Origin of the sequence: Streptomyces sp. SCUT-3 (assembly GCF_014083985.1) — a bacterium.
In the GTDB taxonomy this organism is placed as follows: domain Bacteria; phylum Actinomycetota; class Actinomycetes; order Streptomycetales; family Streptomycetaceae; genus Streptomyces_H; species Streptomyces_H thermolineatus.
In genome coordinates this window covers 198274-213166 of the sequence record NZ_CP046907.1, presented here as the reverse complement: position 1 = coordinate 213166, position 14893 = coordinate 198274, and the positions used below count along the sequence as shown (strand labels likewise).

Genomic DNA, 14893 nt, shown 5'->3' with positions numbered 1-14893 from the left:
GGTCCGCCCGGCCCGCCCGGTCCGCGGCCGGGAGGGGAGGCCGCGGTCCGCCCGGCAGGACCGCGGACGGGACCGGAACTATCCTGAGGAACCAGCAGGAGAAGGGCGTATGCATGAGAACCGTCTGGAAAGGGTCGATCCTCTTCGGGTTGGTGAGCATCCCCGTCCAGCTCGTCCCGGCCACCGAGGAGCAGGGGGTGCGGTTCCACCAGGTGCACGCGAAGGACGGCTCGCCCATCCGCTACCGCAGGGTCTGCGAGGAGGAGGGCAAGGAGGTCCCCCAGAGCGAGATCGCCAAGGGGTACCGCACCTCCGACGGCCGGGTCGTCGTCCTCGAGGAGGAGGACTGGGAGTCCCTGCCGCTGCCGGACAAGGACGTCGTCGAGGTCGTGGCCTTCGTGGACGAGGGCGACGTCGACCCGGTCCTGCTCGCCCGCGCCTACTACGCCCGGCCCGACGCCCCGGCCTCGCGGCCCTACGCGCTCCTCGCCCGCGCACTGGCCCGCTCCCACCGGGCCGCGATCGCCAGGATGGCGCTGCGGAACAGGGAGACCCTGGCCCTGCTGCGGGCCCGCGACGGCGTGCTGGTGCTGCACACCATGCTGTGGCCCGACGAGCTGCGCCCGCCGGACGGGGTCGTCCCCGACACCTCGGTCGCCGTCCGCCCCAAGGACCTCCGGCTCGCCGACGCCCTGATGGACCAGCTCGGCGGCGTCGAGATCGGCGAGCTGACGGACACCTACCGCAAGGCCGTCGAGGACCTCGTCGCCACCAAGGTCTGGGGCGCCGGGACCCCCGGGCGGGCCCCCGGCGGCCGGGCGCGGCAGAAGGCCGAGGGCCTGACGGACGCGCTGGAGCGCAGCCTGACCGGGGCCGGGGCCGGCGCGCGGCGGCGCACCCCGCGGAAGGCTGCCGAGCCCGCTCGGCGGGCCGCCCCCACCGAGCGGGGGGCCGTGCGCACCGGTACCGCCGCCCGCAGGAGCACCACCGGCAAGGCCGCGGCGAAGAAGAAGACGGCGGCGAAGGAGACGGCGGCGAAGAAGGAGACCGCCGCGGGGCGCACCCGCACGACGTCCTGACCGGGGTGCGCGGGGCCGGCCGCCTCCCGGGGACGGGACGGGCCGCCCCCGGGAGGCAGCCGGCCCCGCGCACCCAGGCCTCCCTGTCCCGTGGCCCCGTGGTCCCGCCCGGCGGCCCGGTCCCGCGCCTCAGCCCTGCGCCTCAGCCCTGCGCGTCGGCGGCCTCGCGCAGGCGGGCGAACTCCTCGGCCAGCGTGCGTGCCGTCCAGTGCGCGTTCAGCCCGCTGGGGTTGGGCAGGGCCCACACCCGGGTCTCCCCGATCCGCAGCTCCTGCGGGCCGACCACCGCGCGCCGGTCGTCGAACGCCACCCGGTAGGCGGTGATCCCCAGGACCGCCAGCCACCGGGGCCGGTGCCGCCGCACCTTCTCCACCAGCAGCCGGCCGCCGGCGACCATCTCCTCCCGGGAGAGCTCGTCGGCCCGTGCCGACGCCCGCGCCGCCACGTTGGTGATGCCCAGGCCGTACGGGAGCAGCTCGCGCTCCTCCGACGGCTTCAGCAGCCGGCCGGTGAACCCGGAGGCGTGCAGGGCGGGCCAGAAGCGGTTGCCCGGCCGGGCGAAGTGGTGACCGGTCGCCGCCGACATCAGCCCCGGGTTGATGCCGCAGAACAGCACGCGCAGGCCGTCCGCGATCACGTCGGGGACGACGCGGTCGCGGGCGGCCTCGAGCTCCTCCGGGGTCAGAGGATCGCCCCCGGGGCGTAGGCGGCGGCCTGCGGGTGGCGCGCGGTGACCTCCTCGACGCGCCGCACCACCTCGGCGACCTGCGAGGCGGCCGCACCGGTGAAGGAGAGGCGGTCGGCCATCAGGGCGTCCAGCTGCGCGCGGTCCAGCGGGATGCGCTCGTCGCCGGCCAGGCGGTCCAGCAGCTCGTTGCGCTCGGCGCCCTTCTCGCGCATGGCCAGCGCCGAGGCCACCGCGTGCTCCTTGACGACCTCGTGGGCGGTCTCCCGGCCGACGCCGGCGCGCACCGCGCCCATGAGCACCTTGGTGGTGGCCAGGAACGGCAGGTAGCGGTCCAGCTCGCGCGAGACGACGGCGGGGAAGGCGCCGAACTCGTCCAGCACCGTCAGGAAGGTCTCCAGCAGGCCGTCGAAGGCGAAGAAGGCGTCCGGCAGCGCGACCCGGCGCACCACCGAGCAGGACACGTCGCCCTCGTTCCACTGGTCGCCGGCCAGCTCGCCGGTCATCGAGGCGTACCCGCGCAGGATCACCGCCAGGCCGTTGACCCGCTCGCAGGACCGGGTGTTCATCTTGTGCGGCATCGCCGAGGAGCCCACCTGGCCCGGCTTGAAGCCTTCGGTGACCAGCTCGTGCCCGGCCATCAGCCGGATCGTCTTCGCCAGGGAGGACGGGGCGGCGGCCAGCTGCACCAGCGCGGTGAGCACGTCGAAGTCCAGCGAGCGCGGGTAGACCTGGCCGACCGAGGTGAAGGCCCGGGCGAAGCCCAGGTGGGAGGCGATGCGCCCCTCCAGCTCGGCGAGCTTGGCGGTGTCCCCGCCCAGCAGGTCCAGCATGTCCTGCGCGGTGCCCACCGGGCCCTTGATGCCGCGCAGCGGGTAGCGCCCGAGCAGGTCCTCCAGGCGGGCGAAGGCGACCAGCAGTTCGTCGGCGGCGGTGGCGAACCGCTTGCCCAGCGTCGTGGCCTGCGCCGCGACGTTGTGGGAGCGGCCGGCCATCACCAGCTCGGCGTTCTCGGCGGCCAGCCGGCCAGCCGGGCCAGGACGGCCACCGTCCGGTCGCGCACGTGCTCCAGGCTGAGGCGGACCTGCAACTGCTCGACGTTCTCGGTCAGGTCGCGCGAGGTCATGCCCTTGTGGACCTGCTCGTGGCCCGCCAGGGCGTTGAACTCCTCGATGCGGGCCTTCACGTCGTGCCGGGTGACCTTCTCGCGCTCGGCGATCGAGGCCAGGTCGACCTGCTCGAGGACCCGCTCGTAGTCGGCGAGCGCCTGCTCGGGGACCTCGATCCCCAGGTCCTTCTGGGCGCGCAGCACGGCCAGCCACAGGCGGCGCTCCAGCACCACCTTGTGCTCGGGGGACCAGATGACGGTCAGCTCGGGGGACGCGTAGCGGCCGGCGAGGACGTTCGGGATGCGGGGCTTGGCAGTCACGTGACCGGATTCTACGTCGCGTCCTCCCCGACCAGCGGCAGCAGGTCGGGGCGCTTGGGCGGGCGGCCGTCGCCGGAGGACCGCCCGGTCAGCCGGCGGCCGACCCACGGCAGCAGGTGCACCCGCGCCCAGCGCAGGTCCGCGCGGCGCTGCGCGGTCCAGCGCACCGCCGCGGCGGCGGGCAGCGGCTCGCGCCAGTCGAACTCCGGCCGCAGGCCCAGCGCCTCCAGCACGGCCTCGGCGACCCGGCGGTGCCCCTCGGCCGACAGGTGCAGCCGGTCCTCGGCCCACAGCCGCGGGTCGTCGAAGACGTCGGTGTCGAACAGGGGGACCACCACCGCGTCGTGCCGCTCGGCGGTGCGGTCGATCACGTCGAGCAGGCGTCGGATGCGCGGCATCAGCCGCGCGGTGCGCGGGCTGCGCCGGGTGGGGTCGGCGCTGCGGAAGAGCACCAGGCGGCCCGAGGAGGCGGCCAGTTTCGCCGCCGACTCCTCGAAGCGGGCGCACACCGCGTCCACGTCGCAGCGCGGGCGCATCACGTCGTTCAGGCCGCCCATCAGTGAGACCAGGTCCGCGCCGAAGGCGGCGGCCGGCTCCACCTGCTCGTCGGCGATCTGGCCGATCAGCTTGCCGCGGACGGCGAGGTTGGCGTAGCGGAAGCCCGGGGCGCGCGCCGCCAGGCGGGCGGCCACCAGGTCGGCCCAGCCGCGGTAGGAGCCGTCGGGCAGCTCGTCGGACATGCCCTCGGTGAAGGAGTCGCCCACGGCGACGAAACTGGTGAACTGAGGTGTGGTCTGCATGGCGGCTGAGATCCTACCGGCGGGTACCGACCGGACGGTACGCAAGGGGAGGCCCCAGTGGGGGAGGTCTCAGTCGCCCCGGCCCCCGCTGCGCTCCCGCTCGCGGTCCCCGCCGTGCTCCGGACGGCCCTCCCGCAGCCCCTCCCGCCGCTCCTCCTGCCGCTCCTCCTGCCGTTCGCGGGCCGCGCGCGCCCGACGCAGCGAACGGCCGCGCCGCACGCCCCACACCACCACCGCCACGGCCACCGCGGCCAGCACGACCTTGGAGACGATCCCCACGTACTGCTCCACCAGCGTCCACTGCTCGCCCAGGAAGTAGCCGGCCAGCACCAGGGTGGTGTTCCACACCGCACTGCCGAGCGTCGTGTACAGCAGGAAGACCGGCATGCGCATCCGCCCGATCCCCGCCGGCACCGAGATGAAACTGCGGAAGACCGGGACCATGCGGCCGAAGAAGACCGCCTTGGAGCCGTGCCGGTCGAACCACTCCGTGTTGCGGTCGATGTCCTCCGCCTTGAGCAGCGGTATCCGGGCGGCCAGCGCCCGGGTGCGCTCCGGGCCCAGCAGCGCGCCGGTCCAGTACAGCACCAGCGCCCCCACCACCGACCCGACCGTGGTCCACACCAGCGCGGAGGCCAGGGACATCCCGCCGCGCCCGGCGGTGAAGCCGGCCAGGGGCAGGAACAGCTCACTCGGCAGGGGCGGGAAGACGTTCTCCAGGGCGACGATCAGGCCGGCGCCGGGGCCGCCCAGGGTCTCCATCAGCCCGGCGGCCCAGCCGACGATGCCACCCCCGACGGACTCCTGGGCGCCGGAGGCGGCGGCTGCGGCGACGGACGCGGAGGCGAGGGTGGCGAAGGGCATGCCGGGGGCGCTCCAGAGGGGGTTCGGGGGCCGGTGACGGCCCGCGGGCGGACGCGCGGGGGCGCGTAACGGGCAGGTGGCGGCCGGGGTCCGGAGATTATCAGGCCGGCTGCAGCAGCCGTCCCGACCGCATGGCCAGGCGCCTTCCCCGGAACCGGGAACGCAGTCGGCGGTCGTGCGAGACGACGACGAGCGCGCCGCGGTAGGAACCGAGCGCCTGCTCCAGCTCCTCCACCAGGGCCAGGGAGAGGTGGTTGGTCGGCTCGTCCAGCAGCAGCAGGTCGGCGGGGCGCACCACCAGGCGGGCCAGCGCCAGCCTGCGGCGCTGGCCCACCGACAGGTCGCACTCGGCGGTGCCGAAGCTCTCCTCGCGGAACAGGCCCAGCGCGAGCAGGGCCTGCGCGTGCTCCTCCGGGAGGCCGGGCAGTCCCTCGCCGAAGAGCTCCAGCAGGGTGCGGCGCGACGCGCCGAAGGGGATCTCCTGCGGCAGGTAGCCGATCAGCCGCGGCAGCTCGGCCGTGCCCCGGTCCACGGGCTGGACACCGGCCAGGACCCGCAGCAGCGTGGTCTTGCCCGCTCCGTTCGGCCCGGTCACCAGCACGCGCCCGCCCGGCTCCAGCTCCAGCCGGTCCACGGCCAGCCGGTCGCCCACGGCCACCCCTTCCAGCCGCACCAGCGGCTCGGCGGCCGCACCGCCGCCGGGGGAGCCGACGGCGACGGCGGCGGGAGAGCCGACGGCGACCGAGGCGGTGAAGCGCAGGGGAGCCGGGGGAGGGGGCACCGGGTCCTCGCGGAGCCTGCGCAGCCGCTCGCGCGCGTTGCGCACGCGCCCCGACAGCTGCCCCTCCACCGACCGCTGATGCCTGCCCCACTCGGGGCGCTGGCTCATCCGCCACCCCTCGGACAGCCGCTGCGCGCCGGACTCCGCCAGCGCGCTCTGCCGCTCGACCTCGGCCCGCCACTCGGCGTACCGCTGCTCCCAGCGGTGCCGCGCCGCCGCCTTCTGCGCCAGGTAGCCGTTCCAGCCGCCGCCGTAGCGGGCAACCGACCTGCGGTCCCCGTCCACCTCGACGATCACCTGCGCGGTGCGGTCCAGGAACTCCCGGTCGTGGGTGACGGCGACCACCGTCCCGCGGTGGCCCCGGATCCGGTTCTCCAGCCAGCCCACCGCCGCGTCGTCCAGGTGGTTGGTCGGCTCGTCCAGCAGCAGCAGCTCCGGGGACGGGGCGAGCACGCACGCCAGTGCCAGCCGGGACTGCTCGCCGCCGGAGAGCGAGCCGATCCGCCGGCCGCGGTCGACGTGCCCCAGCCCCAGGCCGTACAGCGCCGCGTCCAGGCGGGCGTCGGCGCGGTACCCGTCGCGCGCCTCGAAGGCGGTGACCAGCTCGGCGTAGGCGGCGAGCCCGGCCTCGCCGGCGGAGCCCAGGCCGGCCTCGGCGGCCCTGATCCGCCGCTCCAGCTCCCGCAGCCCGGCCAGCGCGGCGTCGGCCGCGTCCTGGACGGTGGCCCCGGCGGGGAGGGCGAGCACCTGGTCGAGGTGGCCGATGCCGCCGTCGGCCACCACCGTCACCTCCCCCCGGTCGGGACGCTCCCGGCCTGCGATCAGCCGCAGGAGCGTGGACTTGCCCGCGCCGTTCTCCCCGATGACCCCGACGTGCTCGCCGGGCCGCACGGTCAGCGACACGTCCTCCAGGACCGGCCTGCCCGGATAGCCGTGGCCGACGTGCCGCAGGACCAGCTGGGACGTCACGGGGCGTCCCCGACGGGCGAGGGGCCGACCAGCTCCTTGAGCACGTCCTCCATGGTGACCAGGCCGACCAGCCGCCCGTCGTCGCCGGTGACGGCGGCCAGGTGGGCGCTGGTGGAGCGCATCGCGGTGAGCACGTCGTCCAGGGGGCCGAGGAGGGCACCCGGCTGATCCGGCGCATCGCCCTCAGCGGGAACGGGCGGTCCCGCAGCTCGGCGTCGAGGGCGTCCTTGACGTGCAGGTAGCCCATGATGCGCCCTGCGGCGTCGACGACGGGGAAGCGGGAGAAGCCCGAGCTCGCGGCGAGCTGCTCCAGCCCGTCGGGGTGATGCCCAGGCGGGCGCTGACCACCCTCTCCGCCGGCAGGACGACCTCGCCGACGGGCCTGCGCCCCAGCTCGAGCGCGTCGCGCAGCCGCTCCGTGGCCCGCTCGTCCAGCAGGCCGGCCTCGGAGGAGTCCTTGACCATCCGGGCCAGCTCGGCGTCGGAGAAGACCGCGGACACCTCGTCCCTGGCCTCCACGCGCAGCAGCCTCAGCAGGGCGCTGGCGAAGGCGTTGATGCCGAAGATGACCGGGCGCAGGGCCCGGGTGAGCTGCACCAGCGGCGGGCCCAGGCGCAGGGCGGCGCGGTCCGGCGCGGCCAGCGCGATGTTCTTGGGCACCATCTCGCCCAGCAGCATGTGCAGGTAGGTGGCCACCGACAGGGCGATGACGAAGGCGATCGGGTGGATCAGGCCCTCGGGCACGTGCAGGGCGTGGAAGACCGGTTCCAGCAGGTGGGCGATGGCCGGCTCCGCCACGACGCCCAGGACCAGGGTGCACAGCGTGATCCCCAGCTGGGCGGTGGCCATCAGGTGGGAGACGTGCTCCAGGCCCCACAGCACCCGCTTCGCCCGGGCGTCGCCCGCCTCGGCGTGCGGCTCGATCTGGCTGCGGCGCACCGAGATCAACGCGAACTCGGCGCCCACGAAGAAGGCGTTGACCACCAGGGTGAGGGCACCGATCAGCAGTTGGACGGCGGTCATCGGCGGTCCTCGTCGTCGGCGTCGTCGGTGTCGTCGTCCCCGGTGCCGGCCCCCGGGACCGGCGAGGTCATCAGGAGCCGCCCGGCCCGGTGGTGGGAGGCCTCGGTGACCTCCAGGACCCAGCCGTCCGCCTCCACCCGGTCGCCGGCCCCGGGGATGCGGCCCAGACGGTGGGCCACCAGCCCGGCGAGGGTCTCGAACGGGCCGTCGGGCGCGCGCAGGCCGATCCTGCCGACCTGGTCGGTGCGGGTGGCGCCGTCCGCCTCCCACACGCTGCCCCTGCTCGTCCTCCCCGGTGAACACCAGGTCGGGCAGCTCCTCGGGGTCGTGCTCGTCGCGGACCTCGCCGACGACCTCCTCGACGATGTCCTCCATGGTGGCGACCCCGGCGGTGCCGCCGTACTCGTCTATGACGACCGCCATGCCGTGCCGGGCGGACAGGCGGTCCAGCAGCCTGTCCACGGTCAGGGACTCGGGCACCAGCAGGGGATCGCGCATCAGCTCGGAGACCGGGTGGCGGGGCCGCCGCTCGGCCGGCACGGTCAGCGCGTCCTTGACGTGCACGACGCCGACCACGCTGTCCAGGCTGCCCCGGTAGACGGGGAAGCGGGACAGGCCGGTGGCGCGGCTGGCGTTGGCCACGTCCTCGGCGGTGGCGCGCACGTCGAGCGCGGTGACCTGCACCCGCGGGGTCATCACGTTCTCCGCCGACAGCTCGGCCAGGCCCAGGGTGCGCACGAACAGCTCCGCGGTGTCGGCCTCCAGCGCGCCCTCCCGGGCGGAGTGGCGGGCCAGCGCGACGAGCTCGGCCGGGGTGCGGGCGGAGGCCAGCTCCTCGGCCGGTTCGATGCCCATCCGGTGCAGGATGCGGTTGGCGGTGTTGTTCAGGTGCCCGATCAGCGGCCGGAAGACGGCGCTGAAGCCGCGCTGCGCCGGCGCCACCCTCCGGGCCACCGGCAGGGGGCTGGAGATGGCCCAGTTCTTGGGCACGAGCTCACCGACCACCATCAGCAGCACCGTGGAGACCGCGGTGCTCAGCACCAGGGCGGTGGAGGACGCGGCGGCCTCCGGCAGGCCGACGGCCCGCAGCGGCCCGGACAGCAGCCTGCCCAGGGAGGGCTCGGCGAGCATGCCGATGACCAGGCCGGTCACGGTGATGCCCAGTTGGGCGCCGGAGAGCTGGAAGGTCAGGTTGCGCACGGCCTGCAGGACGCCGGCCGCGCCGCGGTCGCCGGCCTCGGCGGCGCGTTCGACCTCGCTGCGTTCGACGGTGGTCAGCGAGAACTCCGCCGCCACGAACACGCCGCAGGCGAGCGTGAGGGCCAGGGCCAGCAGGAGAAGAAGGACCTCGGTCATCGTCGCACCTCGCTCCCATCGTCGGTGAGGGGCGCGGTGCTCGCGAGACGTCGGATGCCGGGAGCGTCCATCGAGGGACGGTCACACCTTTCGCACGGTGGGGGAGGGGGCTTCGGGATCGGGGATCGGGGACGGAGGTAGGGGTCGGGGGCGGGAGGGGACGCGGAGCGGGGACGGTCCGGGGCGTTCGGACCCCGGTGTGCGGGCCGCCTACCCCGTCAGCGGCTTCGTCCAACGGGACCACTGCGGTTCGGGCGCGTAACCGGCGGATCGTCCATGCCCGCCACCCCAGCAGGAGCTGCCCGGCGGTGTCGAGCGGGTTCCGCAGTGCGGACGGGGGGACGCGCCCGCCCCCGCCCCCGCCCCCGGCGCGGGCGCGGACGACGGGGCGCGGCGGGGGGAGCGGGCGCGGGCGCGGACCGCGGCGCGTGCCGCGGCCGCCGCTTGCCGCTGCTAGCGCGGCGGCGCTAGCGTGACGGTATGGCCAAGACGCAACTGAACGTCCGCGTGGACGCCGCCACGGCGGAGACGGCCCGGGAACGGGCCTCGGAGCAGGGCATCAGCGTCAACCGCTACATCGAGCGGCTCGTGCAGCGCGACGCGGGCGAGAACGGGCGGGCCTTCGTCGAGGCCGCCGCCGACTTCATGAAGCAGTACGAGTCGGTGTTCGTGGAGGAGTTCGGCCGGGAGCACGAAGGTCCGCGTTGAGTCTGCGCATCGACCTCGCCTGGCTGCTGCTGGTCGCGGAGAGGAACACCCCCGGCGACCCCCAGGTGACCGACTGGGGCGCCCTGGTCGCGGCGGTCGGCCGCCACCGGGCGGAGATCTTCGGCGTGCCGGTCTACGACGACCCCCACCAGCGCGCCGCCTCCCTGCTGCAACTTCTCATACGGCTGCCCGCGCTGGAGAGGTCCAACGCCATGTACGCCTCCGCCGTCGCCTACGCCTACCTGGTGGCGAGCGGACTGAAGGTCACCACCTCCCCCGAGCAGGTGCGCGACCTCGCCCGCCTGGTCCACGACGGCACCGCGGACCTGCCGCGCATCGCCGACGAGCTGCGCACCTGGACCACCCCGCCCGCCGGCCCCGGATGAGCCGCCGGCGCCCCGGCCCGGACCCGCCCCGGCCCGGACCCGCCCCGGGGGCGGTGCGCCCCGCGTCTACAGTGCGTCCCATGAGCGATCACCCGACACCTCCCTTCGGGAACTTCGAGACCGTCCGCACGGCGCTGGACGCCTGCGACCTCCTCGCCCGGCCAGTCGCCGACGCGCTGAAGAACTGGGACGACCGCCGTGCGGCCGAGTCCGTGCTGTACGTGGACACCGACCCCGCCAAGGCCGACACAGCCGTCTTCTGCGAGGCCTACGGCGTGCCGCTCGAGGCGTCCGCGAACTGCGTCGTCGTCGCGGCCCGGCGCGGGGCGGACACCACCCCGGCCGCCTGCCTCGCCCTCGCCCACACCCGCGTCGACGTCAACAGGACGGTGCGCAAGCACCTGGGCGCCCGGAAGGCGTCCTTCGCCCCCGTGGACGCCGCCGTCGCGGAGACGGGCATGGAGTACGGCGGCATCACCCCGTCGGGCTCCCCGGGGGATGGCCGCTGCTGGTCGACGAGGCGGTGGCCGCCGCCCCGTACGTCCTGGTCGGCAGCGGGCTGCGGCGCGGCAAGCTGATCCTCCCGGGCAGCGCGGTGGCCCGGCTCCCCGGGGCCGAGGTGCTCCCGGGCCTGGCCGCCTGAGCCCCTCCCGCCCCGCCCCGGGCCGCCCGGGTGCCCCGGCCCGAGAACAGCCCCGGGGGCCGGCCGTCAGGGGGCGAGCGGCCCCGGCATCAGGTCCGGGGCGTCCAGGACGGACACCAGCCGTCCCAGGATCGCCGGGTCCCCCTGCAGGTCGACGCCCTCCAGCGGCGCGCCGCCCAGCATGGCCATCAGCTGGGTGCGGCTGAGCGTCAGGGACAGCCCGGCCGGGGCCCCGGGCGGCTGCTCGCCCTCGGCGAAGCTGCGCGAGGTCAGCGCCCCGTTGGACAGGGTCAGCCGCCACACCCGGGACTCCTCCACCAGGGACCAGTCCATGACCAGGTGCATCTCCCAGGCCCGCGGCCCGTTCACCCGCGCCGCCAGAGAGTCGACGATCTGGTCGACCGCCAGCGCCGAGACCGCCTCCGGGGCCACGGCCCTGTCGGTCTTCGGCAGTTCCCCCTGCAGTTCCAGGGCGGCCGTCAGGTAGGCGTTGCGCCGCCCGCCGTCGGCCGAGGCGTACCCGAGCCGCCGGTAGACCGAGGCCAGTTCCCCGCGGGCCCCCGAGTGGCCGGGTTCGGCGAGCACCACGTGGTCCAGCAGCGTCGCCGCGAAGCGCAGGTCGCCGGCGGCGGCGTACTCCCGGGCCCTGGCCACGACCGCGTCGCCGCCCCCCAGGCACTCCACGTACCGTCTGCCCGCGTCCGCCGGGGGGTGCCCCCAGCGGCGGGCGGGGCCGTCCTCCCCGCTCCCCGTCCACCGCCGGTGGACAGCCCTGACGGCGTCGTCGAGCGGGCCGTAGTGGCCGCGGGAGCGCCACAGCCGCTCCAGGGGCGGCGGCAGCCGGAACCTCTCGGCCGCCTCCGCCGCGGTCAGCCCCTGGTTGGCCAGCCGCAGCGTCTGGTCGTGCAGGTAGGCGAACAGGTCGCGCTGGCCGCACAGCAGCCGCTCCACCCGCTCCCGCCCCCAGGTGGGCCAGTGGTGGGAGGACAGCAGGACATCCGCGGACCCGGCCAGGAGCCGGACCGTCGCGTCCAGGAACCGCGCCCACGCCCTGGCGTCGCCCGCCCGGGCTCCGCACAGGGCCGGCACGTCCTGGAGGGCGTGCGCGGCGTTCTCCACCACGAACAGCGCCCGGCGCTCGGGCAGCAGGAAGTTCGTCGCGGCCGGCGCCCCGGCGCCCGGGGCGGGCTGGAGGACGAACCGCACTCCGTCCACCACCTCCTCCTGGCCGGCGCGGACGACCTCCACGGTGGGCCGCACCAGGGTGAGGGTGCCGGTGGAGGCGGTCGGGCCGGGCCCGGCGCCGATCTGCCCGTCGGGCGCCTTGGGCAGCACGGTGCCGTAGGCGCGCACGGCGCCGCGTGCCGCCACCGGGCCCGCGTACACGGTCTCGGAGACCGCGTGCTCGAGGAACCCGGCGGGCGCGAGCACGGGGACGCCCTCCTCCCCCGGGGGGAGCACCCCTCCGACCCCGCCGAAGTGGTCGGTGTGCGCCTGGGCCAGGACCACGCCGGTGACCGGGCGCGGCCCCCGGTGCCCGCGGTACAGCGCCAGCGCCGCCGCCGCGGTCTCGGCGGAGCCCAGCGGGTCGACCACGACCACCCCGTGCCCGGACTCCACCAGGGTCATGTGGGCCAGGTCCAGGCCGCGCACCTGGTAGACGCCGTCGGTGACCTCGTACAGTCCCTGCCGGGAGCGGAGCCGGCCCTGCCGCCACAGCAGCGGGTCGGCGGTGTCCGGGGGCGGGCCGGTGAGGAAGCCGTAGGCGTCGGCGTCCCAGACCACCCGGCCGTCCGCGTCCCGGACCGCTCCCGGAACCTGCGCCGCGACGAAGCCCCGCCCGGCCTCCCGGAGGTCCTCGCCGTCGTCGGGGCCGGGGGTTCCGGCGCCCTCCGGGAACCCGGACCCGCGATGCTCGGCCATGGAAAGCACCCCTGTCACGTCTCGCGGCCTGTACCCGTGAAACGATGCCCCCTCCGCCGTCGGCCTGCCATCCGGACTCCCCCCGTCCGGTGGCGCCTCAGGGCATCGGACGGCGCAGCTGGGCCTCCTCGAAGCCCTCCGCGTCCCAGACCCCTCCCAGCCGCGGGGCCAGCCAGGACGGGGCCTGCGCCCGGAACGCCTCCGGCTCCAGCGACCCCGCCCCCTCGGGCACGGCCCCGGCCAGCGGGGAACCGGCCGCACGGGGGAAGTCCCGCAGGTTGCACAGCTCGGCCAGCCCGGGGTGCCGCGGCCAGCTGCCGATCACCACGCCCGCGCACTCCAGCTCCCGGGACCGCAGCGCCTCCGCGGTCAGCGCGGCGGAGTTGAGGGTGCCCAGCCCGGCGGAGGCCACCACCAGCACCGGGGCCCCCAGCAGCCGGGCGGCGTCCGCCAGCGTGGCGCCGTCGTCGTCGAAGTGCACGAGCAGGCCGCCCGCGCCCTCGACCAGCACCAGGTCGTGCTCGGCGGCCAGCTTCTCCGCCGCCTCGGCGACCTGCGGCGGCCGCACCGGCTCCCGGCCGGCCCGGCGGGCCGCCGTCGCCGGCGCCAGCGGCTCCGGGTACCGGGCCAGCTCGGCCGTGGTCACCGGCCCGGCCAGCCGCCCGACCTCCGCCGCGTCCCCGGGCTCGCCGGGCCGCACCCCGGTCTGCGCGGGCTTGAGCACGGCCACCGACCGGCCGGCGGCGCACGCCGCCGCGGCGAGCGCCGCCGTCACGACGGTCTTGCCGACCTCCGTGCCGGTCCCCGTGACCACCAGTACTGCCATGGTGCCTGCACCCTCTCCTCGTTCCGTCCCGTGTTCCGGTCCGTGTTCCGTGCCGTCATCCCTCGCGCGCCGCGGCGACCACGGCGGCGCAGATCCGGGCCAGGTCCTCGTCGCCCGTGACGTACGGCGGCATCGTGTACACCAGGTCGCGGAACGGGCGCAGCCACACCCCGGCCCGCACCGCCGCGCGGGTGGCCGCCGCCATGTCCACCTCGTGGTCCAGCTGGACCACGCCGATCGCGCCCAGCACCCGCACGTCCGCCACTCCCGGCAGGCCCGCGGCCGGGGCCAGGCCCTCGCGCAGCCCGGACTCGATCCGCTTCACCTCCTGCCGCCAGTCCTGCTCCAGCAGCAGGTCGACCGAGGCGCACGCCACGGCGGCGGCCAGCGGGTTCCCCATGAACGTCGGCCCGTGGGCGAGCACCGGCACCTCGCCGCGGCTGATCCCCTCGGCCACCCCGGTGGTGCACAGGGTCGCCGCCATCGTCAGGTAACCGCCGGTCAGGGCCTTGCCCAGGCACATCACGTCGGGCGAGATCCCGGCGTGGCCGGCCGCGAACAGCTCGCCGGTGCGGCCGAAGCCGGTGGCGATCTCGTCCAGGACCAGCAGCACCCCGTGCTCGTCGCAGGCCTCCCGGAGCACCTTCAGGTAGCCGGGGGAGTGGAAGCGCATCCCGCCCGCCCCCTGGACCACCGGCTCGACCACCACGGCCGCCAGCTCGTCGGCGTGACGGGCCACCAGCTCCCGCAGGTGCGCGCAGTACGCCGGGTCGGGGGCGTCGTCGAACCCGCCGGGCGGGGCGTCGGCGAAGACCTGCCGCGGCAGCACCCCCGACCACAGGTGGTGCATGCCGCCGTCCGGGTCGCACACCGACATCGGCTGCCAGGTGTCGCCGTGGTAGCCGCCCCGCCAGGTCATCAGGCGCCGCTTCTCCGGCCGCCCGAGGCTGCGCCAGTACTGCAGGCACATCTTCGCCGCCACCTCGACCGCCACCGAGCCGGAGTCGGCCAGGAAGACGTGCCGCAGCGGCTCGGGGGTGATCTCCACCAGCCGGGCGGCCAGCCGCACGGCCGGCTCGTGGGTGAGCCCGCCGAACATCACGTGGCTCATCCGGTCCAGCTGGGTGCGCACGGCCTCGTTGAGCACCGGGTGGTTGTAGCCGTGCACCGCCGCCCACCACGACGACATGCCGTCGACCAGTTCCTCGTGGCCCTCGGCCGGCTCGGCCGGCCGCAGCCGCACACCCGAGGCCGACTCGATCAGCAGCGGGCGCTGCCGTCCGGGCATCGGGCCGTAGGGTGCCACACGTGGTCCCGGTCCAGGTCGAGCAGCTGCTCCGTGGTGCTGCCGGACGGGCCCGCGCCGACGCCGACGGCGGGGCCGGGGCCGGGGGCGGCGAAGGCCCCCGGCCCGTCGTACG

At 75.8% G+C, this 14893-nt stretch carries 9 protein-coding genes and 5 pseudogenes; 4 read left to right on the top strand and 10 right to left on the bottom strand.

The features are described from left to right. The first annotated feature begins 113 nt into the window (after nt 1–113). Complete coding sequence (locus tag GQS52_RS01005; protein WP_182311216.1) at nt 114–1079, top strand: Ku protein; 966 nt, start codon at nt 114–116, stop codon at nt 1077–1079. A gap of 142 nt (nt 1080–1221) precedes the next feature. Here the strand turns inward: GQS52_RS01005 and mug are convergent, their stop codons facing one another. The 7 genes and pseudogenes from mug to GQS52_RS00970 all read right to left on the bottom strand — a co-directional run bounded on the left by mug (nt 1222) and on the right by GQS52_RS00970 (nt 8986). Then, nucleotides 1222–1764, bottom strand: a complete 543-nt coding sequence (mug, locus tag GQS52_RS01000) for a G/U mismatch-specific DNA glycosylase (RefSeq protein WP_182316136.1) — start codon at nt 1762–1764, stop codon at nt 1222–1224. Beyond that, nucleotides 1761–3193: pseudogene (gene purB, locus GQS52_RS00995) on the bottom strand (adenylosuccinate lyase). The gene mug and the pseudogene purB overlap by 4 nt, the downstream one beginning before the upstream one ends. 11 nt (nt 3194–3204) lie before the next feature. Continuing rightward, nucleotides 3205–3993 carry an SGNH/GDSL hydrolase family protein gene (locus tag GQS52_RS00990; protein ID WP_182311215.1) on the bottom strand — a complete coding sequence of 263 codons (789 nt, stop codon included), beginning with the start codon at nt 3991–3993 and terminating at the stop codon, nt 3205–3207. 69 nt (nt 3994–4062) lie between these two features. After that, nucleotides 4063–4857, bottom strand: a complete 795-nt coding sequence (locus GQS52_RS00985) for a DedA family protein (protein ID WP_182311214.1) — start codon at nt 4855–4857, stop codon at nt 4063–4065. Between the two features lie 100 nt (nt 4858–4957). Further along, nucleotides 4958–6607: a ribosomal protection-like ABC-F family protein gene (gene abc-f / locus GQS52_RS00980; protein WP_182311213.1), complete on the bottom strand. Its 1650-nt coding sequence runs from the start codon at nt 6605–6607 to the stop codon at nt 4958–4960. Continuing rightward, a pseudogene (locus GQS52_RS00975) lies at nt 6604–7630 on the bottom strand (hemolysin family protein). Before GQS52_RS00975 ends, abc-f begins: the two are co-directional and overlap by 4 nt. Next, a pseudogene (locus GQS52_RS00970) lies at nt 7627–8986 on the bottom strand (hemolysin family protein). Before GQS52_RS00970 ends, GQS52_RS00975 begins: the two co-directional pseudogenes overlap by 4 nt. 480 nt (nt 8987–9466) lie before the next feature. Between GQS52_RS00970 and GQS52_RS00965 the strand changes: the two are divergent. The 3 genes and pseudogenes from GQS52_RS00965 to GQS52_RS00955 all read left to right on the top strand — a co-directional run bounded on the left by GQS52_RS00965 (nt 9467) and on the right by GQS52_RS00955 (nt 10723). Beyond that, nucleotides 9467–9694: a toxin-antitoxin system HicB family antitoxin gene (locus tag GQS52_RS00965; RefSeq protein WP_182311212.1), complete on the top strand. Its 228-nt coding sequence runs from the start codon at nt 9467–9469 to the stop codon at nt 9692–9694. Then, nucleotides 9691–10080 carry a fic family toxin-antitoxin system, toxin component gene (locus tag GQS52_RS00960; protein WP_182311211.1) on the top strand — a complete coding sequence of 130 codons (390 nt, stop codon included), beginning with the start codon at nt 9691–9693 and terminating at the stop codon, nt 10078–10080. The genes GQS52_RS00965 and GQS52_RS00960 overlap by 4 nt, the downstream gene beginning before the upstream one ends. Before the next feature lie 80 nt (nt 10081–10160). Continuing rightward, a pseudogene (locus GQS52_RS00955) lies at nt 10161–10723 on the top strand (YbaK/EbsC family protein). Nucleotides 10724–10789: 66 nt separating this feature from the next. On the opposite strand, the gene GQS52_RS00950 reads toward GQS52_RS00955, so the two are convergent. The 3 genes and pseudogenes from GQS52_RS00950 to GQS52_RS00940 all read right to left on the bottom strand — a co-directional run bounded on the left by GQS52_RS00950 (nt 10790) and on the right by GQS52_RS00940 (nt 14804). Beyond that, entirely contained in the window at nt 10790–12646 is a 1857-nt protein-coding gene (locus GQS52_RS00950; protein ID WP_182311210.1) for an alkyl sulfatase dimerization domain-containing protein, read from the bottom strand. A gap of 97 nt (nt 12647–12743) precedes the next feature. Continuing rightward, complete coding sequence (gene bioD / locus GQS52_RS00945; protein WP_182311209.1) at nt 12744–13472, bottom strand: dethiobiotin synthase; 729 nt, start codon at nt 13470–13472, stop codon at nt 12744–12746. 55 nt (nt 13473–13527) lie between these two features. Continuing rightward, a pseudogene (locus tag GQS52_RS00940) lies at nt 13528–14804 on the bottom strand (adenosylmethionine--8-amino-7-oxononanoate transaminase). Nucleotides 14805–14893 lie beyond the last annotated feature (89 nt).

Bases quoted from the DNA above. Each gene is read 5' to 3' on its own strand.
- GQS52_RS01005 (WP_182311216.1), top strand. From the start codon at position 114: ATGAGAACCGTCTGGAAAGGGTCGATCCTCTTCGGGTTGGTGAGCATC.
- GQS52_RS00990 (WP_182311215.1), bottom strand. From the start codon at position 3,993: ATGCAGACCACACCTCAGTTCACCAGTTTCGTCGCCGTGGGCGACTCC.
- GQS52_RS00985 (WP_182311214.1), bottom strand. From the start codon at position 4,857: ATGCCCTTCGCCACCCTCGCCTCCGCGTCCGTCGCCGCAGCCGCCGCC.
- GQS52_RS00965 (WP_182311212.1), top strand. From the start codon at position 9,467: ATGGCCAAGACGCAACTGAACGTCCGCGTGGACGCCGCCACGGCGGAG.
- GQS52_RS00950 (WP_182311210.1), bottom strand. From the start codon at position 12,646: ATGGCCGAGCATCGCGGGTCCGGGTTCCCGGAGGGCGCCGGAACCCCC.
- bioD (WP_182311209.1), bottom strand. From the start codon at position 13,472: ATGGCAGTACTGGTGGTCACGGGGACCGGCACGGAGGTCGGCAAGACC.